This window comes from Arthrobacter alpinus (genome assembly GCF_001445575.1).
In the GTDB taxonomy this organism is placed as follows: domain Bacteria; phylum Actinomycetota; class Actinomycetes; order Actinomycetales; family Micrococcaceae; genus Specibacter; species Specibacter alpinus_C.
The window spans coordinates 870,839-896,586 of sequence record NZ_CP013200.1; the positions used below are offsets into that span (position 1 = coordinate 870,839).

The 25,748-nt window shown below is 62.4% G+C and carries 20 protein-coding genes, 1 tRNA gene and 1 other RNA gene; 12 read left to right on the forward strand and 10 right to left on the reverse strand.

The window, feature by feature from the left end:
• Window positions 1-20: 20 nt before the first annotated feature.
• Window positions 21-1,307 (reverse strand): aspartate kinase, encoded by a 1,287-nt coding sequence (locus AS189_RS03825; RefSeq protein WP_062286406.1) that lies wholly within the window; start codon window positions 1,305-1,307, stop codon window positions 21-23.
• A 320-nt stretch (window positions 1,308-1,627) separates the two neighbouring features.
• On the opposite strand from AS189_RS03825, the gene AS189_RS03830 reads away from it, so the two are divergent.
• Complete coding sequence (locus AS189_RS03830; RefSeq protein WP_082634043.1) at window positions 1,628-2,647, forward strand: ABC transporter ATP-binding protein; 1,020 nt, start codon at window positions 1,628-1,630, stop codon at window positions 2,645-2,647.
• On the forward strand, window positions 2,644-3,858 hold the full coding sequence (locus AS189_RS03835) for an ABC transporter permease (protein WP_082634044.1): 1,215 nt from the start codon (window positions 2,644-2,646) through the stop codon (window positions 3,856-3,858). Before AS189_RS03830 ends, AS189_RS03835 begins: the two co-directional genes overlap by 4 nt.
• Before the next feature lie 96 nt (window positions 3,859-3,954).
• Here AS189_RS03835 and ilvD read toward each other — a convergent pair whose 3' ends face one another.
• The gene (ilvD, locus tag AS189_RS03840) at window positions 3,955-5,850 is read right to left on the reverse strand and encodes a dihydroxy-acid dehydratase (RefSeq protein ID WP_062286407.1); all 1,896 of its coding nucleotides are present in this window, start codon (window positions 5,848-5,850) and stop codon (window positions 3,955-3,957) included.
• A 79-nt stretch (window positions 5,851-5,929) separates the two neighbouring features.
• Here ilvD and AS189_RS03845 point away from each other — a divergent pair, with 79 nt between their 5' ends.
• The 3 genes from AS189_RS03845 (at window position 5,930) to AS189_RS03855 (ending at window position 10,373) form a co-directional block, all read left to right on the forward strand.
• Window positions 5,930-6,763 carry a helix-turn-helix transcriptional regulator gene (locus AS189_RS03845; protein ID WP_062286408.1) on the forward strand — a complete coding sequence of 278 codons (834 nt, stop codon included), beginning with the start codon at window positions 5,930-5,932 and terminating at the stop codon, window positions 6,761-6,763.
• Window positions 6,764-7,011: 248 nt separating this feature from the next.
• Window positions 7,012-8,598 carry an FMN-binding glutamate synthase family protein gene (locus AS189_RS03850; protein WP_062286409.1) on the forward strand — a complete coding sequence of 529 codons (1,587 nt, stop codon included), beginning with the start codon at window positions 7,012-7,014 and terminating at the stop codon, window positions 8,596-8,598.
• Window positions 8,599-8,651: 53 nt separating this feature from the next.
• On the forward strand, window positions 8,652-10,373 hold the full coding sequence (locus AS189_RS03855; protein WP_062286410.1) for a thiamine pyrophosphate-dependent enzyme: 1,722 nt from the start codon (window positions 8,652-8,654) through the stop codon (window positions 10,371-10,373).
• A gap of 149 nt (window positions 10,374-10,522) precedes the next feature.
• Here AS189_RS03855 and recR read toward each other — a convergent pair whose 3' ends face one another.
• The 3 genes from recR to ffs all read right to left on the reverse strand — a co-directional run bounded on the left by recR (window position 10,523) and on the right by ffs (window position 14,956).
• On the reverse strand, window positions 10,523-11,122 hold the full coding sequence (gene recR, locus AS189_RS03860; protein ID WP_062286411.1) for a recombination mediator RecR: 600 nt from the start codon (window positions 11,120-11,122) through the stop codon (window positions 10,523-10,525).
• Between the two features lie 49 nt (window positions 11,123-11,171).
• Window positions 11,172-14,789, reverse strand: coding sequence for a DNA polymerase III subunit gamma and tau (locus AS189_RS03865; protein ID WP_062286412.1), 3,618 nt, complete (start codon window positions 14,787-14,789; stop codon window positions 11,172-11,174).
• A 71-nt stretch (window positions 14,790-14,860) separates the two neighbouring features.
• An RNA gene (ffs, locus tag AS189_RS03870) (signal recognition particle sRNA small type) lies at window positions 14,861-14,956 on the reverse strand.
• A gap of 129 nt (window positions 14,957-15,085) precedes the next feature.
• On the opposite strand from ffs, the gene AS189_RS03875 reads away from it, so the two are divergent.
• The 3 genes from AS189_RS03875 to AS189_RS03885 all read left to right on the forward strand — a co-directional run bounded on the left by AS189_RS03875 (window position 15,086) and on the right by AS189_RS03885 (window position 16,668).
• Window positions 15,086-15,343, forward strand: a complete 258-nt coding sequence (locus AS189_RS03875; RefSeq protein WP_129587143.1) for a hypothetical protein — start codon at window positions 15,086-15,088, stop codon at window positions 15,341-15,343.
• A gap of 372 nt (window positions 15,344-15,715) precedes the next feature.
• Window positions 15,716-15,803 (forward strand) — tRNA-Ser (locus AS189_RS03880).
• A 385-nt stretch (window positions 15,804-16,188) separates the two neighbouring features.
• Window positions 16,189-16,668, forward strand: a complete 480-nt coding sequence (locus AS189_RS03885) for a glutathione peroxidase (protein ID WP_062286414.1) — start codon at window positions 16,189-16,191, stop codon at window positions 16,666-16,668.
• A 20-nt stretch (window positions 16,669-16,688) separates the two neighbouring features.
• Here the strand turns inward: AS189_RS03885 and AS189_RS03890 are convergent, their stop codons facing one another.
• The gene (locus tag AS189_RS03890; protein WP_062286415.1) at window positions 16,689-17,576 is read right to left on the reverse strand and encodes a hypothetical protein; all 888 of its coding nucleotides are present in this window, start codon (window positions 17,574-17,576) and stop codon (window positions 16,689-16,691) included.
• 120 nt (window positions 17,577-17,696) lie between these two features.
• Between AS189_RS03890 and AS189_RS03895 the strand changes: the two genes are divergently transcribed.
• Entirely contained in the window at window positions 17,697-17,996 is a 300-nt protein-coding gene (locus AS189_RS03895; RefSeq protein WP_062286416.1) for a type II toxin-antitoxin system VapB family antitoxin, read from the forward strand.
• A gap of 82 nt (window positions 17,997-18,078) precedes the next feature.
• Complete coding sequence (locus AS189_RS03900) at window positions 18,079-19,002, forward strand: LytR C-terminal domain-containing protein (protein ID WP_062286417.1); 924 nt, start codon at window positions 18,079-18,081, stop codon at window positions 19,000-19,002.
• A 65-nt stretch (window positions 19,003-19,067) separates the two neighbouring features.
• Here AS189_RS03900 and AS189_RS03905 read toward each other — a convergent pair whose 3' ends face one another.
• From AS189_RS03905 to AS189_RS03915, 3 genes are read right to left on the reverse strand one after another with little or no spacing between them, the layout of a single operon-like run.
• Entirely contained in the window at window positions 19,068-19,694 is a 627-nt protein-coding gene (locus AS189_RS03905) for a TetR/AcrR family transcriptional regulator (protein WP_062286418.1), read from the reverse strand.
• A gap of 60 nt (window positions 19,695-19,754) precedes the next feature.
• Entirely contained in the window at window positions 19,755-21,017 is a 1,263-nt protein-coding gene (locus AS189_RS03910; RefSeq protein ID WP_062286419.1) for a type II toxin-antitoxin system HipA family toxin, read from the reverse strand.
• Window positions 21,014-21,217, reverse strand: coding sequence for a helix-turn-helix domain-containing protein (locus tag AS189_RS03915; protein ID WP_062286420.1), 204 nt, complete (start codon window positions 21,215-21,217; stop codon window positions 21,014-21,016). The genes AS189_RS03910 and AS189_RS03915 overlap by 4 nt, the downstream gene beginning before the upstream one ends.
• Before the next feature lie 312 nt (window positions 21,218-21,529).
• Between AS189_RS03915 and AS189_RS03920 the strand changes: the two genes are divergently transcribed.
• Window positions 21,530-22,810, forward strand: coding sequence for a CynX/NimT family MFS transporter (locus AS189_RS03920; protein WP_237759964.1), 1,281 nt, complete (start codon window positions 21,530-21,532; stop codon window positions 22,808-22,810).
• 121 nt (window positions 22,811-22,931) lie between these two features.
• On the forward strand, window positions 22,932-23,924 hold the full coding sequence (locus tag AS189_RS03925) for a 2-hydroxyacid dehydrogenase (protein WP_062286421.1): 993 nt from the start codon (window positions 22,932-22,934) through the stop codon (window positions 23,922-23,924).
• 245 nt (window positions 23,925-24,169) lie between these two features.
• Here the strand turns inward: AS189_RS03925 and AS189_RS03930 are convergent, their stop codons facing one another.
• A complete protein-coding gene (locus AS189_RS03930) occupies window positions 24,170-25,606 on the reverse strand; it encodes a DUF5129 domain-containing protein (protein ID WP_062286422.1) in 1,437 nt (478 codons plus the stop codon).
• Window positions 25,607-25,748 lie beyond the last annotated feature (142 nt).

Below are 25,748 nucleotides of genomic sequence, written 5' to 3' on the forward strand. Positions count from 1 at the left end.
GCTGGGCCGGTGAGTGGGGATCAGCGGCCAGTGCCGCCGTAGACCGTTGCCTCGTCGTCAGTGTCCAGGCCAAAAGCCTTATGAACGGCGCGAACTGCCGTATCCAGCAGGTCCGCACGGGTCACGACGGAGATGCGAATCTCGGAGGTGGAGATCAAATCGATGTTCACGCCGGCGTCGGACAGGGCCTTGAAGAAGCTGTAGGAGACGCCCGGGTTGGAGCGCATTCCGGCGCCAATCAGGGACAGCTTGCCGATCTTGTCGTCATAGATCAGGTCCTCAAAGCCAACATCTTCTTGGCGGGCGCGCAGGGCGGCCAGCGCGTCCTCGCCCTCAACCATGGGCAGCGTGAAGGAGATATCCGTCTTGCCGGATCCGTGGGTGGAGATGTTCTGCACGATCATGTCAATGTTGCTGTGTGCCCCGGCAATGATGCCGAAAATCATGGCGGCCTTGCCGGGGATATCCGGCACACCAACAACTGTAACTTTGGCTTCGGACCGGTCGTGCGCCACGCCGGAGATGATTGGCTGCTCCAAGGCAACTCCCTCTGAGATTTTGATTTTGTCATCGGGGCTGGGCAGAACCCAGGTTCCCTCGTTGTCGCTAAAGGATGACCGCACATGGATGGGCAGTCCAAAACGTCGAGCGTATTCCACGCAGCGGAGGTGCAGGATCTTGGCGCCCGAGGCGGCCATTTCCAGCATTTCCTCACTGGAGATCTTGTCGATCTTCTGAGCGCTGGGGACCACGCGCGGATCGGCCGTGTACACGCCGTCGACGTCTGTGTAAATCTCACAAACGTCAGCGTTCAGGGCAGCGGCCAGTGCAACGGCGGTGGTGTCGGAGCCGCCGCGGCCCATAGTGGTGATCTCGTGGGTTGTGCGGCTCATGCCCTGGAAGCCGGCAACAATGGCCACCTTGCCCTTGTCCAGGGCGGTGCGTACGCGGTGCGGGTCCACATCGATGATGCGGGCCTTGCCGTGAATGCCATCGGTAATCATGCCGGCCTGGCTGCCTGTGAAGGATTGAGCCACGCCGCCCTGCGAGCTAATCGCCATGGCCAACAGGGCCATGGAAATACGCTCACCTGCGGTCATGAGCATGTCCAGCTCGCGGGCCGGGGGATGCTCGGCGACCTGGGCGGCCAGATCCAGCAGCTCATCGGTGGTGTCACCCATGGCTGAAACGACGACGACGACCTCGTTGCCGGCCGCTTGGGTGCTAACAACCCGGCGGGCAACGCGAAGAATGCCCTCGGCGTCAGACACGGAGGAACCGCCATACTTTTGAACAATCAGGCTCATGGGTGCACACTCATTGACTTACCTAACGCAACACTAGGAGAGAGGAAAATTGCTGCCGCTCACGCCGGGCCGCACCGTACGCTGGGCTAAGTGCGGCGTCATCAGCGCGGAGGGCAGTTCTGGCAAGTTTAGCGCGGAGGGGTGCCAACGTGGAATTGTCGTGTCCACATGGTGGTCTATTAAGTCGTCACGCTTAGCTCAGGGCTTTGTAGAGATTTGCAGAAAACCCCCAATACCTCCGACGGCGGGATGATGACGGGACGCTCGACGAGGCCTAGGCTGATCCCAAGACCGCGACTGCGGCGCCTAGGGAGGTAACGATGACCGAAGACCAGCCACCGCCGCCTGATGGGGTTGACGCCAAGCCGCCTGAAGCTGAGCCCGTCGGAGCTAAGCCACCCGAAGCCATTCCAGCGGAGCCCTTTCACGGGCTCAGCGCCACCGGGCTGTCCCGCAGCTTTGGTGAGGTGCACGCCGTCGTAGATATGACACTGTACGCTCCGGCTGGGCAGGTTACAGCCCTCATTGGTCCCAATGGGGCCGGCAAAACCACCTTGTTGCTGATGCTGGCGTCGCTGCTGGCCCCGGACACCGGAGCGATCAGCATCATGGGGATCGACCCGGTCAAGAACCCGTCCGCAGCGCGGGCCAAGATCGGGTGGATGCCGGACAGCTTGGGCGTTTGGGAGGCGCTGACCGCGCGGGAAATCCTGACCACCATGGGCCGTTTTTACCACTTGCCCAAGGCCACTATTGCCAGCCGTGTGACGGAACTGCTGGAACGGGTCAATCTTTCGGCACTCGCGGACCAAAGAGCACGGGTGCTCTCGCGCGGACAACAGCAGCGGCTGAGCTTGGCACGGGCGCTGTTACATGATCCGCAGGTGTTGTTGCTGGATGAACCGGCCTCCGGGCTTGATCCAGGATCGCGTGTCGCGTTGCGCAGCATCCTGCGTGAACTGGCTGCCGAGGGCAAGGCCATTGTGGTTTCATCGCATGTGTTGGCTGAGCTTGATGAAATTGCCGACGGCGCCGTGTTCGTCAATCAAGGCCGGACAGTGCTGCTGCAATCGGTGGAGCAGGCAGTTGCGCAAGGACGCAAGTACTCCATTGCCGCGCTTGATGCCCCCGCGTTGTCGGCGGCGCTGGCAACCTTGGGTGTTGACTTTGTCCCCGGCACTGGTCGGCGCGATGCCGTGGTGGTCACTGTTGGTTCTGAAATTCTCGCAGCCAATTTGCTGCGAGAGCTGATCACCGCCGGCGTTCCTGTGTCCGATTTTGGCCCCGCCACGGGCGCCCTGGAAGAAACATACCTAAGTATGGAGGTGGAACAGCCATGACAACGCTCCACGATGAACAGGCACCCGAGAATCAACAGTCCCCAACGGTGGACCCGAAGGGTGTTCCCGGGACAGTCGGCCGCTACCTAGAAGGGGTGAGCGCCGTCATCGGCATGGAACTACGCCAGAGGCTGCGCTCGCGGGGTTGGTACATCATGTTGGGCATCTGGTTTGCGCTGATCTGGCTGGTGACAGCGTTGATCTGGTTCAGCTGGAAGGCGCAGTCCAGCTACAACTTTGACCCCGGGTTTGGCAGCGTGGGTCCGGGACCGCTGATTTTTGAGGCGGTGTGTGCTTTTGTGCTGCTGTTCGGGCTGCTGGTGGCGCCCGCCTTTTCGGCCAACGCGATCAGCGGCGACCGTTCGGCCGGAACCCTGGCCATCATGCAGGTGACCCTGCTGCGGCCGGGGCAGCTTTTGTGGGGGAAGTTCCTCGCCTCATGGGTTGTCAGCCTGACGTTCCTGGTAGTGAGCGTGCCGTTCCTGATCTACGGCATCGCCCAAGGCGGCCTGGGTGCCGGCTACATTTTGCTTGCCTTGGTCATGCTCGCCCTTGAACTCGGCGTGGTGTGCGCCCTGGGCGTGGGGATTTCGGCGCTGGCCAACCGGCCGCTCTTTTCGATTGTGGTCACATATTTGACGGTGGCCGCATTGACCTTTGGCACGCTGATTGCCTTTGGCCTGGGCGCTGCCGTCAGCAACGGCACGGTGGACGCCAACCAAGCTTTCTTCAAAGGCATGGAGATGTACCCGGATAGGCAGATCCCGGACCAGGACCCGGAGATGTATCCGCCGGCACCGCTTCCGGCGGACGTCACAGATGAAAATGACGAGTACGCGTGCTACGGGCCGTTACAGCCGCAATCGGTGAGCCGGACCGAACGGGTCGCTTGGCTGCTGGCCATGAACCCGTTTGTGGTTGTGGCCGATGCCATTCCCTACCCTGCGCGGACCACCCAGGAGCAGTCCTACGGTGCGATCGGCGTGTTTGAGAACATCAGCCAGGGCGCCCGATACGCCCAGGCAGGGCCAGACGCAACGTATCAGTGCGCGGGAGGCAAGGTCACGGCGTCGCAGCTTGAACAGCAGGTGCCGCTCTGGCCGTTGGGCTTGGGGCTGCAATTGCTGGTGGCGGCGGCAATCCTGGCCCTCGGTTGGCGGGCCCTGCGCACCCCGGCCGGCAAATTGCCCAAGGGGACCCGGGTGGCTTAGCCCGCCTTCTTGCGTTGGCTCAGCCAGCGCTGAATAAAGCACGACGGCGTCCGGCCCACCTAGGTGGGCCGGACGCCGTCGGACATTCACAGGATGCTACGCGACGGGGACCGCAGCGCGTGGGGCCTTCATCAGAACCTCATCGGCCGGAACCTGACGGATGGCACCCTTATCGGCGCTGGTGGCCATGGAGGCGTAGGCGCGCAGTGCTGCGGAAACCTCGCGCACACGGCCCACGGGCTGGTAGCCGGTGGTGGACTCGAGCAGATCGCGGCGCTCATCCAGCACAGCGTCGTCCACCAGCAGTTCCAGTGAACGGTTGGGGATGTCGATCCGGATGCGGTCCCCGTCCTGGACCAGGGCGATGGTTCCACCGGCGGCCGCCTCGGGGGAGACGTGGCCAATGGACAGGCCGGAGGTGCCGCCGGAGAAGCGGCCATCCGTGATCAGCGCACAGACCTTGCCCAGGCCCAGACCCTTCAGGAATGAGGTGGGGTAGAGCATTTCCTGCATGCCGGGGCCACCACGCGGGCCTTCGTAGCGGATGACCACCACGTCGCCTGCCTTGACCACCTTGGACAGGATCTTTTCAACAGCTTCGTCCTGGGATTCGCAGACCACGGCCGGGCCCTCGAACGTCCAGATGGACTCGTCCACGCCGGCGGTCTTGACCACGGCGCCGTCGAGCGCGATGTTGCCGCGCAGTACGCCCAATCCACCGTCCTTGGAGAACGCGTGGGCCACATCGCGCAGGCAACCCTCGGCGGCGTCGGTGTCCAGAGACGTCCACTCGGCCGACTGTGAGAAGGCGGTGGAAGAACGCTGGCCACCGGGGGCAGCGGTCCACAGAGCCTGAGCCTGGTCAGTGGCCTTGCCGCCGCGGATATCCCAGTCGTCCAGCCAATCGGTGAGGCCCTCAGAGTGGACTGACTTGACGTTGGTGTGCAACAGCCCGCCGCGGTTCAGCTCACCCAACAGGGCGGGGATGCCGCCGGCGCGGTGCACGTCCTCCATATAGAAGGTCTTCTTGCCGGCAACGTTCGGGGCCACCTTGGCCAGGCACGGCACCTGGCGTGACTTGGCGTCAATGTCCTCGAGATCGTACTTCAGGCCCGCTTCCTGCGCTGCGGCGAGCAGGTGCAGGATCGTGTTGGTGGAGCCGCCCATGGCGATATCCAGCGCCATGGCGTTATCGAACGCTTCGAAGGAGGCGATGTTCCGCGGCAGCACGGAGGCGTCGTCGTCCTCGTAGTAGCGCTTGGCGATGGCGACGGCGGTGGCACCGGCGCGCTCGTAGAGTTCCTTGCGCGCGGTGTGCGTAGCGAGCAGCGAACCGTTGCCCGGCAGGGACAGGCCGATGGCCTCGGTGAGGCAGTTCATGGAGTTGGCCGTGAACATGCCCGAGCAGGAGCCGCACGTGGGGCAGGCGTTGTCCTCGATGAGCTCGATATCGTCGTCGGAGACGGAGGAGTCCACGGCGTCGGAAATGGCGTTGACCAAATCCAGCGTGCGGATGGAGCCGTCGGTCATGGTGACGCGGCCAGCTTCCATGGGGCCGCCGGAGACAAACACGGTGGGGATGTTCAGGCGCAGGGCTGCCATGAGCATGCCGGGGGTGATCTTGTCACAGTTGGAGATACAGACCAGCACGTCGGCGCAGTGCGCGTTGACCATGTACTCGACGGAGTCGGCGATCAAATCGCGCGAGGGCAGCGAGTAGAGCATGCCGCCGTGGCCCATGGCGATGCCGTCATCCACGGCGATGGTGTTGAATTCGCGGGCAATGGCGCCGGCCTTGTGGATCGCGTCGGAGACGATCCGGCCCACGGGGGCAAGGTGCGTGTGGCCGGGGACGAACTCGGTGAAGGAGTTGGCAACGGCGACGATCGGCTTGCCAATGTCTGACTTGGCAACGCCGGAGGCCATCATGAGGGCGCGGGCGCCGGCCATGTTGCGGCCGTGGGTGACTGTGCGTGAACGTAATGGAGGCATGACACCTAGTTAACCAGCATTTGGTGCCGGACCGGAAGACGGCGCTAATACTAGTAGTGGCAGTGCTAGATTTGGTGAAATGAATGAAGAACGACGGCGTGAGCTGGGCCAGTTTCTCCGAGACCGCAGGGCTGGGCTGCTTCGGGCGGAACACGGTTTGCCGCCCATTGGCCGCAGCCGGATTATGGGGCTGCGCCGCGAAGAGGTTGCGGCCTTCGCCGCTGTCAGCGTTACCTGGTACACGTGGCTGGAACAGGGCCGGGATATCAACGCCTCCCGCCAAGTGTTGGACTCGATTGGCCGGGTGTTGCGGCTCAGCCCGGCAGAGCAGTCCTATGTGCTGGCCTTGGGTGGACACGGAGCCGTGCCTGCGCCCGGTGCGGTCGCCGTCGAATCCGTCCCGGCACACCTGCAAGCACTGCTCGACGCCGTGGACTTTCCGGCGTTTGCGGTGTCTCCGGACTGGGGGATTGCGGGCTGGAACAGCGCTTATCAGGCACTATATTCACACATTGCTGAGGTGTCCCCGGCCGAACGGAATCTGTTGTGGCTGGTCTTTACTGACCCGGTGCTGCGCCAAATGTTGCCCGATTGGGACATCACCTCACGGAACTTTGTGGCGGAATTCCGGGCCGAGTCCGGCTCCCGGCTGGGGTCAGCGTCCCACACGGCGCTGGTTGCGAAACTTCAAGCGGCCAGTGTGGAGTTCGCCAGTATCTGGGCCGAACATGTGGTGCTGAACTTTTCCTCGCGGCGGCGGGTCTTTGTTCATCCGCTCGTGGGGGAGCTGACGTTTGAGCAGCAACGGCTGGTGCCCGCCGATGTCCCGGACCTGCACTTTGTCATGTATGTGCCCACGGCAGGGACGCCCACCAAGGAGCGATTGGCGCAGATCGCGGCGGGTGGAGCGTAAGCAGCGCGGCCCATACTCATCGAGGTGACACTTGATGTTGATTTTTTGCCGCCTCAACATCGGCGTTAAGTGTCACCTCGATTTAGGAATCTCTCTGGGCTGAGTTGGGAGATGACGCCGTCTACCAGGGCCTCGCCTCGGCCTTAGCAGGATGCTCGACGCCCTTGAAAGACTCTGCGCAGATCCTGTAGACGTCCTCGGTCCCGGAGGGGCGGGCCGCGAATCAGGCGGGGGAGTAGCATGACATCATGTTGCGGATCACAATGTTGTGTGCACTTTCTGTCCTGACAATCGGCTCTGTGGCGCTCGCTTGGCTTGCGGGGCCTGGATGGTGGGTTGCCGTGGCTGTCCTGCTGTTTTTGCTGGTGGTGGCGGTTTACGATGTCTCCCAGAAAAAGCATTCGATCCTGCGCAACTACCCGGTACTAGGACACATGCGCTTCTTGTTGGAATACATCCGGCCGGAAATGCAGCAGTACTTCATTGAACGCAACTTTGACGGACGCCCCTACGACAGAGACACCCGCTCCCTGATCTATGAGCGCGCCAAGGGCACCAATCAGGAGCAAGCTTTCGGCACCGAACTGGACGTCAACGCCGTCGGATATGAATACCTGGTCCACAGCACGGCGCCGTTGGAACCGCCGGAGGAACAGCCGCGGGTCCGTATTGGTGGGCCTGACTGCACGCAGCCCTATGACATGGCACTGCTGAACGTATCGGCCATGAGCTTCGGTGCCTTGTCCGCCAATGCCCTGATGGCCATGAACAAGGGCGCGGCCATGGGCGGCTTCGCCCACGACACCGGCGAAGGCGGACTGACCGACCACCACTTGCGCTACGGCGGAGATCTGGTGTGGGAAATCGGCAGCGGCTACTTTGGTGCGCGGACCAAGGATGGTGATTTTGATCCGGACATGTTTGCGGACAAGGCCGCCCACGCATCCGTACGGTGCCTGAGCCTGAAGCTGAGCCAGGGCGCCAAACCCGGCATTGGCGGGGTGCTCCCCGCGGGGAAAGTTACCCCTGAAATTGCGCGGGCACGCGGTATCCCGGAGGGCGAAAAATGTGTCAGCCCCGCCTCCCACAAGGTGTTTTCCACGCCACGAGAACTGGTCTTGTTCATGGCCCGGATGCGCACATTGGGACAGGGGAAACCCGTGGGATTCAAGTTGTGTGTGGGCGCTCGCAGTGAATTTCTGGGCATCTGCAAGGCAATGGTCGCTGAAGGGATTACTCCGGACTTCATCATTGTTGACGGCTCTGAGGGCGGGACGGGGGCCGCTCCCATGGAGTATGAGGACCATGTGGGCACGCCGCTGACTGAGGGGCTCATGCTGGTTCATAATGCGCTGGTCGGCACCGGGCTGCGGGGCCGCATCCGCATCGGTGCGTCAGGGAAGGTCGCCACCGGAGCCGACATCATCAAGCGCGTCATTCAGGGGGCTGACTACACGAACGCGGCCCGTGCCATGATGATGGCGACAGGTTGCATCCAATCCCAGCGCTGCCACACCAACCAGTGCCCGGTGGGGGTGGCCACCCAAGACCCGCGCCGGACAGCCGCGCTGGATGTTGAGGACAAGAGTCACCGCGTCCAGCGCTATCAGCACGCCACAGTCGCCGAGGCGTTGCGCATGGCGGCCTCCATGGGGGCCCGCAACTTCTCGGAGCTCTCACCTGAAATGCTCCGGCGCCGTATCGGCCACCTGAACACCCAGTCCTATGCGGAGCTCTATAACTGGCTCCAGCCGGGGGAACTCCTGCACCAGGTGCCGCAGGACTGGGCGCAAGACTGGGCCGTGGCCAGTGCCGACTCGTTCACACGCCACTAGAAATCAATCGCAACGTCAACGTCGTGGCGCCAGCATCGATCAGGGAGAAGACCATGGGCACTCTTGCCGGCATGATTGTCACGGCACTGGCGGATCTCGGGGTCAGGCAGGTCTGGGGCGTGGTGGGAGATGCGCTGAACCCGCTCACCGAGGCCATCCGGAACGAGGAGCGGATCGAGTGGATCGGGGTCCGGCACGAGGAGGTGGCCGCCTTTGCCGCCGGCGCCCAATCCCAGCTGTCTGGTGTATTGGGGGTGTGCATGGGCACTGTGGGACCCGGGTCAATCCACCTTTTGAACGGTCTGTACGACGCGAAGAAGTCCCGCACCCCGGTATTGGCTATTTGCGGTCAGGTGCCTAGTGCAGAAATTGGCAGCGGCTTCTTCCAGGAGGTCAACAACGATCAGCTCTTCGCCGACGTCTCGGTCTTTTGCAAGACAGTGACCACCCCCGGGCAGCTGCCTTATCTGCTGGAGCAGGCTGTCAATACCGCCCAAGCCTTGTCCGGTGTGGCCGTGCTGAGCATCCCGGGGGACATTGGCTCCCAGCAGGCAGAATCCAATGTGCGGCCACATTTTGTTGATGTTCGACGGCGGCAGTCGCCGGAGCCGGACGCCGTCGCTCCCGCTGTGCAGGCACTCAACGACGCCGAGGCGGTCACCATGTTAGTGGGCATGGGAGCCAGAGAAGCGCGGGCTCAAGTTCTTGCCGTGGCCAAGGCTCTGCAGGCGCCGATGGTGCTGACGCTTAAGGCGAAGGAGGGGCTGGAAAAGGACAATGACTTCCAGGTGGGTCAAAGCGGGCTGATCGGCAATCCTGCGGCGCTGCATGCCTTTGAATCCTGTGACACCTTGTTGATGGTGGGCACGGACTTCCCGTACCGCGAATGGCTGCCGGACGGCAAAGTGGTGATCCAGATGGATCTACGCGGAGAGAACATTGGTGCCCGTATCAACGTTGACCACGGTGTGGTGGGTGACGCGGCTTTGGCGCTGGAGATGATACTCCCGCAGCTGCGGGGCGGCCGGGACGGCGGTCATCTGGTGCGGACGCGGAAGAAATACTTGCACTGGAGAACAGAACAATCGCACTTGGCGGAGCCGGGCTACGATTCGACTCTTGTGGGGCGACTGCGAGGGACAGTGGATAACCCTCACGAATTTATCCGTCCGGAGGCCGTGGCCGCCGCCGTCAACGTGCACGCCGCGAGCGACGCCATTTTTACCTCGGATACAGGCATGTCGACGGTGTGGCTGTCCCGCTTCGTCACCTTGGATGGAGACCGGCGATTGATCGGTTCCTATAACTTGGGTTCCATGGCCAACGCCATGCCGCAGGCGCTGGGGGCGGCGGCCTTGGACAGGACACGGCAGGTAGTGGCATTCTGCGGGGACGGCGGTCTGACCATGCTGCTCGGTGATCTGCTGACGGCCGTGAGCTACGATCTGCCAGTCAAATTGATTGTGTTCAACAACGGCCGGCTGGGGATGGTGAAGCTGGAGCAGGAGCAAGTGGGGTTGCCCGAGTTCGGCACCGTCCTTCGCAATCCGGACCTGTCAGATGTAGCACGGTCCTGTGGTTTTCACGGTGTCCGAGTCGAGAACATCGAGGAGCTCGACGCCGCCATCAGTACCGCTTTGGCGCACCCTGGCCCCGTACTGGTGGACGTCCGGACCAACCCGGAGGAAGTGTCACTGCCGCCGAAGACCACAGTGCGTCAGGCGTTGGGCTTTGCTGCCGCCAAAATCAAAGAGACGATCGACCCGTCCAACTGAGGCGACGGAGGGGCAGGTGCCCGCCGAGCACGAACACGGCGCCCACCACTAGCCGCTGCGGCGCTAACCCGAATCGAGGTGACACTTGATGTTGATGTTTTGCCGCCTCAACATCGACGTTAACTGTCACCTCGATTGGGCGGAGAACTTTACGTCAGCGCGTTGCGGCGACCTTCGAAGGCGCGGCCCAAGGTGACCTCGTCGGCGTATTCCAAATCGCCGCCCACCGGCAGACCTGATGCCAGGCGCGTCACGGCAATGCCCAGAGTTTTCAGCATGCGTGAGAGGTACGTTGCGGTCGCTTCGCCTTCGAGGTTGGGGTCGGTAGCGATGATGATCTCTTGGATCTCAGCATCGTTGAGGCGTGTGAGCAGTTCGCGGATGCGCAACTGGTCGGGGCCAATCCCGGCGATCGGATTAATGGAGCCGCCCAGCACGTGATAACGGCCGCGGAAGGCGCGGGTGCGCTCCACTGCCAGCACGTCCTTGGATTCTTCGACCACACAAATGATGGTGGGGTCACGGCGTTCATCCCGGCAGATATTGCAAAGTTCCGCTTCCGTGACGTTGAAGCAGACCGTGCAGAACTTGACGCGTTCCTTGACAGTGGTGATGGCACTGACCAGACGCTTCATGTCGTCCAGATCCGCTTCAAGGATGTGGAAGGCGAGCCGCTGGGCCGATTTTGGGCCGATCCCTGGCAGGCGCCCCAACTCGTCAATGAGCTCCTGAACTGCTCCCTCGTACACACTGCCTCTTGTCTATTGCTGGTTATTTCAAAATGGTGGTGGGGCTAGCTCAATGTGAATTATTGAGCGGGCGTTCCTCGATGAGTACTCCGCCAAGAATACGCTCGACGGCGGCTTGTCCCACCACGCCGGATTCTTCGATGGTGACATCGTCCGGGCTGGGGACGTCTTCCACGTACGGGGTGTTGGCCGCGGCAGCCGGAGTCTGGACGCGCGCTGCCTGAGCCGCTGGGCTGTTGGCCAGGCGCTGATACATGCTCAGCTTTTCCCCGCCCTCTGACACGTTCGACGCCGGATCCTCCTGAACAGGAGCCGTCACCGAGGTTTCGCCCTGGCTGGGGGGACGCGGCGCTTGTGCGACGTTGCTGGCCGGTGCCGGCGGTGGCTCGGGGCTTGCCGCCGGTGCGGCCGGTTCTGCCGTGGGAGCAGGGGATAGCGGAGCTGTGGAATTAGCTGCGCCGGAATCGGTTGGGCTGGATTCTGCGGCGCCGGGTCCTGCAGTTCCTGAATCTGCCGTGCCCGAATCTGCCGTGTCCGAATTTGCTGTGCCCGGCTGTGCCCAATCGGGTGCGGCAGACATAGCGCCCCAACCAGGATCGGCCACATCGGATCGACGGGTCTGGCCCAGCGAAACTCCCCAGTCCTGAGCAGAGTCTGCAGGAGCTTGTTGGGTGGACTGTTGAGCCACCTGTTGGGCGAGCAGTTCACTGCGGCGCGGTGTTTCGGGCAAGGCCGGTGCGGCTACGGGCTCCTCAACGGCAGGAGTGTCCCAACCCGTGGTCCACGCCGCAATGGGTGAAATCTTGGGCGGTGTGTACGCCGGCGCTGCGGCGGAAGCCGGGCTACTGGCCCGGGTAGCTTCGCTGGGAAGGTACGCGTCTTCCGGAGGGTACGCCGAGCCTGACTCGTAGGGATCCGCCGGAGGAACGAACTCGGGGTGGGGTTCATCCCAAGGATCGCTGGGTTCCAGCGGACCATCCCAGGGAGCTGACTCCACAGTGGAGGTGACTTCGGGGGAGGGAACAGCTGCTGTGGGTGCTGCGGGCGCCTGTGATGCGGGGGAGTGGACAGCAGCGGATGAGGGCGCAGCCGACTGCTGCGTTACAGGCTCGGGTGACGGAGCCGGCGCAGCCTCTGGTGCCGGGGCTGAAGCCGGCTCCACGGGCAGTCCCCAAGAATCGTGCAAAACGGCGGCGATAGGCTGCCCCTGAGAGGGGGCTGACTGCTGCCAATTCTGTGCCTGAACAGGCGCTGCAGCGTGGGCCGGTGCTTGAGTCGCGGTCGGTGCTGCAGTCTGAGCGGGTGCTTGGGGCGGGGCTGATGCGGGCGCTGATGCTGGCGCTGGAGAGGATGCCTGTGCCTGTGCCTGAGTCGGAGCAGCAACGGGAGCGGGGACAGCCTGCGCAGGGGCAGTCATCTGGCCTTGGCTGGTGACACTTTCCGCCCTCGGGGTGGCATTGTTGCCAGGCCCTCCACCCTGTGGTGAAGGGTTACCGGTTTGAACTTTTGGGTTTGGTTCAGAGCTCGCCTTCGGGGCCTCGCCGTCAACGGGGAGGATCTGGACGTTCAGGCCGAGAACCTGGTTGATGGCCTGCTGGAGGTTCGCCAGGTGCCCGCCATTACTGAAGGCAGCAATGAGGCCGGTGGAGGGAAGTCCGACGCGCAGTTCTTGTCCGTCAAAAGTTTGCGGCACCACGTTTTGGTTGACAATAACCCACGACGCCATACGGATATTGCGCAGTGCACCGATGATTTCCGGCCACGCTCGACGGATGACTTCAATGCCGGAGGAGCCAGCGGCTGAGGTACCCGCAGCCACGCCGGCAGTTGGAGCGCCGCCGGTATTTACGGCAGCGTCAGGTGGTGTGGACTGTGTTGGTGCTGGCTGGTTTGGCTGAGTCCGCGGGGTCGACTGCTGAGCCTGCGGCTGAGTCTGGGCCGCGTTTGTAGCAGCCGGGACTTCGCGCTGCTGGCCAACAAAATCAGTATTGCCAGTGGGCGTGGGTAGATCATCCCAGGTGCGGGCAGGGCGAGCAGCCTGTTGCGGCGAAGCGGTGTCGGCGGGCTGAGCTGTGTCAGCAGACTGAACCGACTGGCCCGACTGAACCGGCTGGGTAGTCTCAACGTGCGGAGCCGCCGGAACGGATTGAACTGACGGAACGGTCTGAGCTGTCTGAGGTGTCGGCGAAGCGGCTGACGCCTGTGCCGCAGGAGCTACCTGTGCCGTTGTGGGGCTGGCATCCTGGGTCTGCCGTGCCGCAACTTCGGCGCCGGCGGCTTCCTTGGCGCGGGCCAGCTGTGCCCTGACAGCGGCCAATCCGCCGCTAGCACCGCCGCCGGAACCAGTACCGCCGCCTGAAGCAGCACTGCCGGAGTCGGCGGGTGCGGAATCGTACGTGACCGGCGCAGTACCTGGGCTGGGGAAATTCTGGGCAGGCATTCCCTGCGCAGGAACCGCGGCGGGTACCTCACCCGAGGGTGCGGCCAGCGGGGTGCCGGCGTAGTTGATTCGACGTTCGAGTTGGTCGAGTCTGGTGGCCATGCCGCGAGTGGAGGCGTCAGCCCCCGGCAGCAGGAGCCGGGCACCCAGCAGTTCAAGGTGCAGGCGCGGAGAAGTTGCGCCGGTCATCTCGTTGAAGGCGGCGTTGGTGATGTCCGCGGCACGGGAGAGTTCGGCGGCACCGAGCTGAGCTGCCTGAGTCTGCATGCGGGCAATGAGTTCATCCGGGGTGCCGCGCAGGATTGCGTGGGCACTTTCCGGCATGGCCTGGACGATGATGAGGTCGCGGAAGCGCTCCAGCAGATCCTCGACGAAGCGGCGGGGATCATGTCCGGTCTGAATGACCCGGTCCACGGACTTGAAAACCGTGGCGGAGTCGCTGGCAGCCAGGGCCTCAACGATGTCATCCAAGAGGGAGGAGTGGGTGTAGCCAAGCAGATCCACGGCCAGATCGTAGTCCAGGCCTGTCGCAGCGGCGCCGGCCATCAACTGGTCAAGGACCGAGAGGGAATCGCGTACGGAACCGCCACCGGCACGTACTACGAGGGACAGAACGCCGGGAGCAACGGCAACGTTTTCCTGTTCACACAATTGTGCCAAATAGGCCATGAGCGGTTCCGGGGGCACCAGCCGGAAGGGGTAATGGTGCGTACGGGAGCGGATGGTGCCAATGACCTTGTCAGGTTCGGTGGTGGCAAAGATGAACTTGATGTGTTCCGGGGGCTCTTCAACAATCTTCAGCAGCGCGTTGAAGCCTGCCGAGGTGACCATGTGGGCCTCGTCGATGATGAAGATCTTGTAGCGGTCACGAATGGGTGCGAAGGTGGCGCGTTCCCGGAGATCGCGGGCATCGTCAACGCCACCGTGGCTGGCGGCGTCAATTTCAATGACATCCAGGGAGCCGGGGCCGCCGCGGGCCAGTTCAACACAGCTGTCACACTCACCGCAGGGGTGGGAGGTGGGGCCCTTGGCGCAGTTCAGGCACCGGGCAAGGATGCGGGCCGAGGTGGTTTTTCCGCAGCCGCGGGGGCCGGAGAAGAGATAGGCGTGGTTAACGCGGTTCTTGTCCAGGGCAGTCATCAGCGGGGCGGTGACATGTTCTTGGCCAATGACAGTGGCGAAGGAATCGGGACGGTACCGGCGATACAGGGCTGTTGGTGCACTCACAATTGAAACCCTATCTAATCCGCCTGACAAATTGCCGCACGATGCGCGCATATTGGGGGCATCTGGGGATAAATAAAGACCCCCCATGCACCCGCCAGAGCCCGCTTACCCTTGCTACCTTCCGGTCCTGGGGGAGTTCACAGGGTGACGCCACATGAGGGGCCGGGAATCAGCTTACCTGACAGTGGCGGTGCGTGCGAATCCGGCGGTTCTCATGGTGGGCATATCAATTTTCTGCCGACGGTGGTACGTTCGCCACATACAGGGCGCAAGGTCATTTTCACGCCGGTCCCGCAATGATTTCGCCCTGCGTTGCCCGGGCCATCAAGGAAGAGGTAGTCATGTTTAGCTACGGACTATTCGAATGGGTTTTCTGGGTGCTGGCCATTGGAACAGGACTTTTGGTGCTCATGCGCAGTGAAGTCCTCTCCTCTCACTCATCTCAACGGACGCATCGCCACTCTGGTCAGCAGTCCCTCTTGATTATTCTGACGGTGGTTTTTGCTGTGTGCGGGTTTGTCACCGCGGTATTGGCCATGCGCTCCACTATGTGATGGACCCTGTGGAGAAGAATCGGGGCCCGATGTGGGGTCAATTTCCCAATAGATCCCCGCGACACGCTCTCGACGTGAGGAACGTCACCTCGTATGACAAATGTTGTAAAGTTGGCAGGGTGCCGCAGTATGGCAGGAATGCTTGATTGTGGTGCTGGCGCCTTGTGCGCCTTACCTTTATGCGAGGACTGCCTTCCGGAATGAACCGCATGAGACATAAGGGTAGTGGGGCTTGAACGGGGCCATGCTGCCCCTATTTTCTGCCCAAAAACCCTCCTGAGGCACTCTGAGGGGAGTTAGGGGAAACCACGATTCGTGACTTCAGCACTTTGTCAGGTACTCTTGAACCTGCCGTGTTTCGCACAGCAAGCTGGAGGATTCGCCTAGCGGCCTATGGCGCACGCCTGGAACGCGTGTTGGGTTAACGCCCTCGGGGGTTCAAATCCCCCATCCTCCGCCAAGAAAGACCCGGAATCGCCCAAGATTCCGGGTCTTTTCTCGTTAATCGCTAGGGCGCAGTGGCGACCAGCAGTCGACCACAAGTCGGGGTTAGCGGCCAAAATGTGTGTACAGCCCGGGCGTGTCAGTGGCTTCTTCCACTTTCGGGGGTTCGCGGGCCGGTTTGCGGGGCTCACCCGAGGTCCGGGGGTAGTTATTACCTTTCGCGCCTGGCTGGCCGTGCGCGAAAGGTAATAACTACCCCCGGGCACGAGGAGCGTGTCCGTACCGGCCGCGAATGGTAACTTCTACCCCCGAATCCAAGAGCCCGCGAGCACAAGTCGACCAGAAGTCGACTTGTTTCCCAGTGATCGCCGCAATGTCCCACGCGGCGCTAGACTCACCGTGTGACTACGCAAACCTTAAACACCATCCCCCTCACGCTCAGCGACGGTACTGCTGCAACGCTGCCCGAGCTGGCTCCCAAAGCTGTTCTGCTCGTCAATGTGGCGTCCAAGTGCGGCTTCACGAAGCAATACGACGCCCTCGAAGCCCTTCACGCCAAGTACCGCGATCAGGGCCTGAGTGTTGTTGGCGTTCCCTGTAACCAGTTTGGCGGCCAGGAGCCCGGCACCGAAGAAGAAATCGTTGAGTTCTGCCGCAAGAACTTCGGCGTGACGTTTCCCCTAGCCGCGAAGACCGAGGTTAACGGACCCGACGCCAACCCCATCTACGCGTTGCTCACCGGTGACGGCGCCGAGCCCATCAAGTGGAACTTTGAGAAGTTCCTCATCACGCACGACGGCGCCGTACAGGCCCGTTTTGAATCTGCGATCACGCCTGACTCGCCCGAGCTGGTAGCGGCTGTAGAAGCAGCCATCGCCTAACGCTGGCTCCCGGCCGGGAGCTACTTGGCCAAACCGTCCAGCCAGAACTGCAGGAATGCTGCGCCGGCGAAGTCATTGACAACATCGTCGCCCAATTCCAGATCCGCGGCGGTCTTCACGGGGTAGGGCTTTTCCGGGACGCCTTCGGCCGGGCGGACATCGATGTGCTTCACGGCGTGGCCCTGGTGGAACAGCCAGTCAGCCATGGCGTAGTCGGTGCGGGAATCGCCCACTGTGCGCCAAGCCTCCGGAACAATTCCCTGTGCGGCCAGCAGCTCCACGGCCCGGCTGGCGCCCAAATCCTTGCCCAAGCGCACCGATTCAATATCTGTAGAAATGATGGAGGGGTCAACCCTGTAGTCGATGCGGCCCGCTGACCCGGGGGCCCGGTGCTCAAGGCGCACGGCACCCAAGTCGTGGATGGCCAGCAAAGTCAACGCATCGGCGTCGAACTTCTCCTGCTCGCCCAGGTAGACGCTGCTCTCCACCTCAATGTGCTGTTCCACGGAGACCATGGCCCGCTTGGTCTCATCAAAGAACATGTGATTGGCGTAGGAATCGGCCACAAGATTGCGGATGTCCTCGCCAAAGCCTGCGGGCATGGCCAGCGACTTGTCGACGTGGACGGTGCCGGGGCCCTCCGGTGTAAAGCTGAACCAGACGGCACCCTTCTCGCAGATGGCGTGGACAATGGAGCCCTCGGGCAGGCCGGCCTCGAGCATGGGAACCATCAGCTGCTCGGCAATGAAGGCGTCGGATCGGCCGGTATTGAACACCACGGGGATACCCAGACGCACCAATTCGATCAAGTTGCTGATGATGCCGGGGGAGACGCGGCGGGTGACGGGGCTGGCCAGCGGGCCGTCAACATCGAGGAGCAGGGCAAGGGAAGGATGCGCGATTGTCATGCCTCCATGGTCTCAGCAAGTGGCAAGGATGAACCACTTTTTGGTAACCATTTCGCAACACGCCGGGCCGCTGGGGGTGGCACAGTTCCTTTCACACCCACTTATCCCTAGTCTGGGGAAGTGATCTTCAAAGCTGTTGGCGACAATCGCCCTTACCCGGACCATGGCTACATCACGCCCAAGGACTGGGCTGGCGTAGCGCCGCGCCAAGTCCGCCTGGCTGAACTGGTCACCACCAAGGCGAAATTGGACCTGGAGGCGCTGTTGGCCGAGGATTCCACCTTCTTTGGCGATTTGTTCCCCCATGTGGTCCAGTGGCGGGGCGAGCTCTACCTCGAGGACGGTCTGCACCGTGCCGTGCGCACTGCGTTGCACCAGCGCACCATCTTGCATGCCCGAGTCTTGGTGATAGATGACTAGCCCGCCTGTGGGAACGCCCTTTGGCAGTCCCGCAGACGATCCCGATGCAACACCGCCATTTGCTGCTCCAGGAAGTTCTCCTATGGGAAGCACGACGCCGGACCCGCCCGCCCAGGTGCCGGGCATGCCCAACCAGCCGCCGCGTGGCGCTGCGCTGGCGCGCCCGGCGTCGACGCAACCAGCGGTACAGGATGCTGCGGCTGACGATGCGGAGGACGAGGCAGAAGGCGATGATGTTCTGCTCACCACCCGCCAGCGTCGCCGTGACGCGCGTGAAGAGCGCCGTCAGGCCAAGGATGACGCCTACGAGCTGCGCAGGGAGCGTAAGAAAGCCAAGGATGGCACCACCTGGCGGGGCCACCATATTGTGGACAGCCGTGGCTTGGCGGAGGCTTTCCCGGAGCCAGAGACCCCTGAACTGTTGCCAAGCACCGTCAGCCGGCGCATCACACACGCAGTGGTGCTGGTGCTGCTGTTAGCACTCGTCGTGGCAGGAGTGGTCTTGGTCGGCATGGTCCAGAGGGGCGAGCTGGAGCTGAAATTGGGTGCAGGAAAGCCCAGCCCAACACCACTGTCCTGCCCTGCTGAAATTTTGAAGTATCCAGCCAACAAGACTGTCGTGGTCAATGTTTACAATGGCAGCAGCGTCGAAGGTGCCGCTGGAAAAGTGGCTGACGAGCTGAAAAAGCGCGGCTACCAAGTCAAGAAGATCGACAACGAGGTCATCGACCCGGTGGCACCGTCCGTCATCATCTCCGGCCCCGGCGGCCACGCGGGCGCATTCAACTTGCAGCGCAACTTCCCCAACAGCGAATACCTCGAGGACGATCGCCAAGACGCCACGGTGGATGTGGTGTTGACCGGACAGTTCGGTGACCTAGTGGCGGCCAAACAGGTAGATCAGAAGGCTGGTGTGCTGTCCTGCCCGCGGCTGAATCCGCCGCCAAGTGTTGCCCCGAGTTCAGGAGCAACAGGCGCCCCGGCGGTTCCACCCGCCAAGCCTTGAACACGCGCAAGCCTTGAACGAGCGCGAGCCCTAAGGTCGCGCAAGCCCTAACCTGTCGCCAAGTCTTAGCTCAGTTTGAGGGGGCGTCCATCGGCGTCAAAACTGGCGCCAACGCCTGCCTGAATGAACCTGACGGCCCCGGCAATGTGGTCCTCATCCGGGGTGTCCACATTGCGCCGGGAGGCGCTGGTGGTCAGCGAACCATGGATCAGCAGCACCAGCCCGTCAACATCAGCCACGGGTAGGTAACGTTGCTCGATGCCATCGCGCAGGATGTCCGTCAGCAAGGTGTTCAGTTCACCCACATGGACTCCCAGCTTGGCGAACGATTCGCTCGAGAGCACCGAACGCATGGCGGGACCGGGCGGCAGGTGACGCCGTGTGAGGTCTTCCATCTGCGCCCGGACATAGAGTGCCAGGCGGTCCACGGGATTTTCCAAGCCCTCAAGGCTGGTCCGCAGATCAACCACAAATCGGCCGGTTTCATCCAGCGCGTACGCCACCAGGAGCTGTTCCAGATCGGCAAAATAGTTGTAAACGGCGGTGCGTCCCACGCCGGCGGTTCTGGCAACATCGGTCATGGTCAGGCCGGGCAGGCCATGAGTGAACAGAAGTTCGCCAAAGGCGTTGAGGATCTTGCGCTGCGTCTGCTCTCGCTGCGCCGCGTTAGTGGAGGCGGCTATTCTGGGCATACTGACAGTTTAGCGTCATTTTGTCAGTAAAAGTATTTCGCCCTTGTACGCGGGGACTCGCTAGCGCTGGATCGCCTCGCGCCGAATGCTCAGGACACGTACGACGGCGGCACTTACGTGCCGCTCGAACGGCAGGTCCGCTGTGGAAAGCAAGGACGCCGAAAGTGCCTTGTCAATGCACTTGGCCACCAGCCGTTCAGGGATATGCAAGGACCGGCCAAAACGCAGCCAGTCATTGCGGTTCAGCCCCGTACGGCTGCCGGCGCTGCCTCCCACGGGCAGGGCCATGCCTGGGTCGCGGGAAGGGTCGCCGTCGGTGAGTTCTGTGAGGATACCGCCGGGGACGCCTGCCGCGAAGCCCTGTTCAATCTCACTGGCCAGCGTGCATTGCAGATCGTAGGCCGGGGCCACCAACCATTCACCGGTGCTTTGCTGGACCACTGAAATGTTCTTGGCGTGAAGGTTTCCATTGCCGGTCAGCCACGCAAAAAGGAACTGCAGGAAGATGTTTCGCGCAGCCAAGGCCTTGGAAGAACACATGCTGATGGCGGCGGAGGCCACGGCCTCACTGGGCACCGAGTATTTGCGGCTGGGCCCCAGACCCAGCAGCTGCGCGCAGTCCTCCACCGCCAGCGGTCCGCTGGGGGACCGGTCGAAACGGGAGACGAGCAGCGCGGCTTGGCCAACGCCGTCGTGCACCAAGCGGGCATCAGCCACGGGGATGGACAGCGCGCGTGCCTTGGTGAGGAGGAGGTGTTCAGTCTCGACCTGGTGCTGGTGGCTGCCGTCGTTGAACTTGAGGATGTAGGCGCGGGTGGGGTCCTTGTCGTGGCGGTAAGAGGCCGTGACCTTGTCCTGCAATCCGGGCAGCACCGAGAGGTCAACGGGGCCAGGGACCGCGGCAAAATCGGCAAAGTTGATGTCATCCATGGTTTTGGTGACCGTCAAGAGGGATGGGATCGTCTCGGGTTTCTGCCCGGCGGCAACAATCTGGACATCGCCCAGGGGGTTCTCGCCGGCGGCCACGAGCAGGGAGAATTCATCATCCATGGTGGTTTTGACGGCCCAGCGCAGCTTGGCCAGCCGCTCACCCTCCGGCAGTAACCCGGCGAAGAAGGCCGGCACGCTGCCATGGCTCAGCGTCACGGGGACGTCCAGCGCGGGCAGGGTGGAGGCGATGCTGGGCCCGCCAGCTTTCAGGTACTCCGGCAGGTAGGCGAAGACCACGCCCAGGCCGGCCTGCCGGGACAGTGTTGCCGCTGCCACGCCTCGCTTATACACAACGGCTCGGGTGACGGCCTTGGCGTATTCGAGGTTCTTCACCGGGTTACCGCCAGTGTCAGGCTCATGCCCAGGGCTGCCGTGACGGCAGTAAGGATGTCCAGGCGGACGGTTTCACGCCCGTTCTCCAGATCACTGAGCACGCGGGTGGAGATGTCGGCGAGATCGGCAGTTTCGCTTTGGGTCAGGTTCAGCGATCGACGCCTCGCCCGAAGGGCCGCGCCTAATTCGGCAACATCCATGCTGATTCGCACCTTTCCCCGCAACTGGTACTAAGTTTCCACAGGCCGTTGAGTGTCCTGTGTCTCCATCCTAAGCCCATGGCGGCATTTTTCGGCATGATCTTGCAGAAAATGACGGTGCACTCCCGCGGGGTGCGCTTCCGCTGGCGAACTGCGGAGCTGAGCCGTCTGGGTTGGCTGAGCTGTTTGGTACGTCTGGGAGACTTGGCCCGTCTGGCCCGACTTATCCCGTCTAGGTCTCCTAGGCCCTGGGATAGTCCCTGAAAATGGGGCACGTCATGGGAGCTGGCAGTCATTGGCTACTGTTGAGCGGTGACCAATTTTCTTGTAAAACGACCCTGGACCGGCCGCATCGGCGCCCTTTTGGGCATCATGGTCATGGCGTTGAGCTTGCGTACTGCCGTTTCAGTGGTGCCGCCGCTGTTGGGCGAGCTCAAGGGAGAACTCGGTTTCGACGCCGCATCCACGGGCTTGCTGGCCATGATGCCGCCGCTGATGTTCGCCATCTTCGGCCTGCTGACACCGATCCTGATCCGCCGGTTCGGGCTCGAGAAGGCGCTGGTTGCCGCCGTCGTGCTTGCCGTGCTGGGGCAGCTGGCGCGTGCCGCAACAGATCAAGTCTGGCCATTCCTGGGCTTCACGGCCGTGGTTATGGCGGGCTACGGCATTGGCAATGTGGTGCTGCCACCACTGGTGAAGAAATATTTCCCGGACCGCGTGGGCGTGGTGACTGCCGGTTATGTGACGCTCTTGTCCGTGGGCACGGCCATCAGCCCACAGCTGGCTGTGCCGGTGGCTGGCCTCAGCAATTGGCGCGTGTCCATTGGTATGTGGGCCTCGGTGAGTCTGATGGTGCTGCTGCCGTGGATCATCCAATTTGTCCGGGACCGGAAGGAACGCGCGGGAACTCCCGACGGCGCCTCCGGACCGGCTGCCCACCTCACCCCGGCGGGGTCAGGCACCGGACACGCACCTCGGCTGCGGCCATGGCGCTCGCCGGTGGCTTGGGGGCTGGCCATCTTCCTGGCCGGCAACTCGGCTCAGACCTATGTTTACTTCACCTGGTTGCCGCCGTATCTCTCCGGTCAGGGGCTGGACGCCGCCACGGCAGGCACAGCGCTGGCCTATTTCGCCATCCTTGGTCTGCCCGTGAGCTTGCTGGTGCCGCTATGGGTGCCGCGCATGAAAAACCCGATCGTAGCCATCAGTCTGTTCGCGCTGTGCTGGGCTACGGGACATCTGGGCCTGTACCTCTCGCCATTGGACGGGACATGGCTGTGGGTGACGTTCTCGGGATTGGGCCAAGGCACCTTCGCCACGGCCCTGCTCATGGTGAACTTGCGCTCGCGGACCACCCACGGCTCCTCGGTTCTCTCCGGCTTTAGCCAGGGCCTTGGCTACGCGGGCGCCGGCATTGCGCCGCTGTTCTTTGGCACCATCCACGACGCCACCGGCTCCTGGAGTGCCTCCTTTGCCATGCTGGGCGTCTGCATGGCGGTCATGATGACAGGTGCCGTCATGATCAATGCCAAGCGGTACATTGAAGATTCGGCTGCGGAACCAGTGGAAAGCGCCAAGACCTCGGTGACCTAAGCTCTCCTCAGCAACGCTCCATCACGTATCGGGCCGTTTTACCCAACGCTTCTTCACATATGGCGATGTTTTGAGCATCGCTCCCTCACTACCTACCAATGATCTCAAGGAAAAAGCAGCAATGAACCTTCGATTCTTAGTCACTGAAAGAATCCCGGAACCTGGCCTTCAGATGATGCGCGACGCCGGTGAGGTCACGGTGTTGCCGACGGTCCCGGACCCGGCGGAACTGCGTGCTCTGTGTGCCAGCGGTGACTATGACGTGCTGCTGTCCCAGCTGGCTGACACCGTAGATGCGGAGCTTCTGACGAGTGCCAAACTACGGGGAATCTCCAACTACGCCGTGGGCTTCAACAACATTGATGTAGCAGCGGCCACCGACAAAGGCATTCTGGTGAGCAACACCCCCGGCGTCCTCGCCGACGCCACCGCCGACATTGCCCTGCTACTTCTGCTGGGCACGGCCCGCCGCGTAGTGGAAGCAGATGCGCTGGTCCGCTCCGGCGGCTTCGAAGGGTGGAAACCCCAGCTGATGATCGGTAGTGACGTGGCGGGGCAGGTGCTGGGACTGGCTGGATTCGGGCGCATCGCCCGGGCTACGGCACGCCGGGCGCTGGGCTTTGGCATGGACGTGGTGTTCTCACCGCGCCCGCCAGCCGAGCGAATTGTTTCCGATGAAGAACTGGGGGAATTCGCCGGAAAGGTCCGCCAACTGCCGTGGCAGGACGTGGTGGCTCAGGCCGATTTCCTCTCCATCCACGTGCCGCTGACCGAGGATACCCGGCACCTGGTGGACGCCTCCGTCTTGGCGGCCATGAAGCCGGGCGCGATTCTGATCAACACCGCCCGGGGCCCGGTGGTAGATGAGGCTGCACTGGTCACCGCCTTGCAAAAGGGCATCATTGCCGGTGCTGGCCTAGATGTCTACGAGAGTGAACCCGCACTGGCGCCGGGCTTGGCTGAGCTGCCCAACACGGTGCTGCTGCCTCATATTGGCAGCGCAACAGGCCCCGTCCGGTCCAAGATGGCCGTATTGGCAGCGGCCAATGCGATCGCCATGGCAATGGGCCAACTCCCACCGCACCCGGTCAACCCCGAGGCGCTCCTCGCCTGACGCTTCTGCGCAACCAACGCTGAATGAGAAACTCACTCACCCACGGCTGGCACGAAGCGCATATGGCCGTTTTTTGGCCGACGTTTGCTGCGATGCGAGGGAGCGTTCGTGAAAACACCCCATTAGGTGAGGGAGGGTTCGTACGGAAGCTGTCAGGAGATCACCCAGGGCGCACCCAGGGTGAAGTAGGCACTCTGGGCGGGACCCGGCGTCGTACTTAAGAGACGTACCTGAGAGGCGGCGAATTAGAAGCTGGAGGAGCTTCCTGAACCGGAGAAGCTGCCGCCGCTGGAACCATAGCCCGTACTGGAGGAACCGGAGTCGCTGCGGGAGGCTTTCACCGCGTCGCGGGCGCTGGAATAGCCTGTGCTGAAGGACGGCACCGAGTAGAAGGCGCTCCAGCCATAGACCGAACCGAGGATGGTGGGTGAGCTGCTGCGGTAGGCGCTCTTGCGGCTGATGTCCATGGCCAGACGCATCTGCGACTTTTCGGACTTGGTCTTGGCGTACTTTTCAATCATGGCATCCGAGTGTTCTTGCAGCGCGGTCGTCAATTCTTTGCGCAGGCCCCGCAGCTGGTCAAGGGCCTCTTCAGGTGAGAGCTTACCCTCTTGAAAAGAGGCCCCCAGCTGATCCAGCTCGGACTTCTTTTGCGCGTGGAGGGAATCCAGCGCAAGGGTGGTGGGCAATCCTTTGGCCTCGCGCTGAGTGACTAATGTTGGCAGCTGGTTGAGGTCCTCAAGCAGTGGCTGCGACTGCCGGTCCCAAGCGCCCTCCCACCCAGAAAAACGGTTGAGAAGCGTGTTCGTGTCACCAATGACATCGTCCAGGCTGTCCAAGTCCTCGGCCAGATCCGCGTACTTGCCCACGATCTTCACAGTGGCGCTCTGGGACAATTCCTTCTTGGTGAAGGAATGAACCTGTTGATTGAGCACACTGGCCTCGTTGTAACGGCTGCTGAAATCGCGGTACTTTTTCAGCACTAAGGCACCGTAGCTGGAGGAATCCGGGATGGTCTTGGCATTCAGCTCAGTGGTGTCCAGAGCGAGGCTCACACTGGCAAAACCGGCGTCGCCGCGCTGGAGATGCTCGGCCGCCTTAGCGCGGTTTTTGCTGCGGAGGGCAGCCCGGACGCCGAAGCCCAACAGAACAATGCCGCCCACGGCGCTGGTGGTGATGATGAACGCGGCTGATTGGTACCAGGGCTGGTTGATTAGCTTGGCGGCCTTCTCGACGCCGGTGATGGTGCCATCGGTCCACTGCGCATCGCGGAACAAGTCCTTCACAGATTCCTGGATGGCTTCCTGCTTTGCCGTAGATACCTTGCGGTCCTCACCCATGTACGTGCCTACTTTGCGTCCCTGCGGGTCGAAGGCAAAGATGAACAGCCCATCGGCCCATTTTTGCCCGTCGGCGCTGATCCATTCAGGGTGGCTGGCCCGGGCATAGCGCAATACTTCTTCATTGAAGTTATCGCTCGATTCACCGTTCCGGGTGTAAATCGCCACAGTGGTGGGGGAGTGGAAGTTGATCTTCTCGAGGGCTGGCAGCAGCTGCGGCTGATACAGCACCCCTGCGGTGTCCTCTATAACGATGGCTGTGGGGGTCTGTGCCAGGGCCGCCGGAGCCACGCCTAGCAGGGTGAGAAGTGTCAGAGCAAGAATCCCCAATAGCCTTTTCATAGCCCCAGCCCACCATTGCGGCGGTGCAAATGGCAAGTTTGGGAGCTGGCCCGTAACTTGGGGCACCAGGCTGGACTCCCCGGTGATACTGCGGCCAGTCTTCTGGACACCGGCCGCTGCAAGGATTAGCGTGGCAATCGCT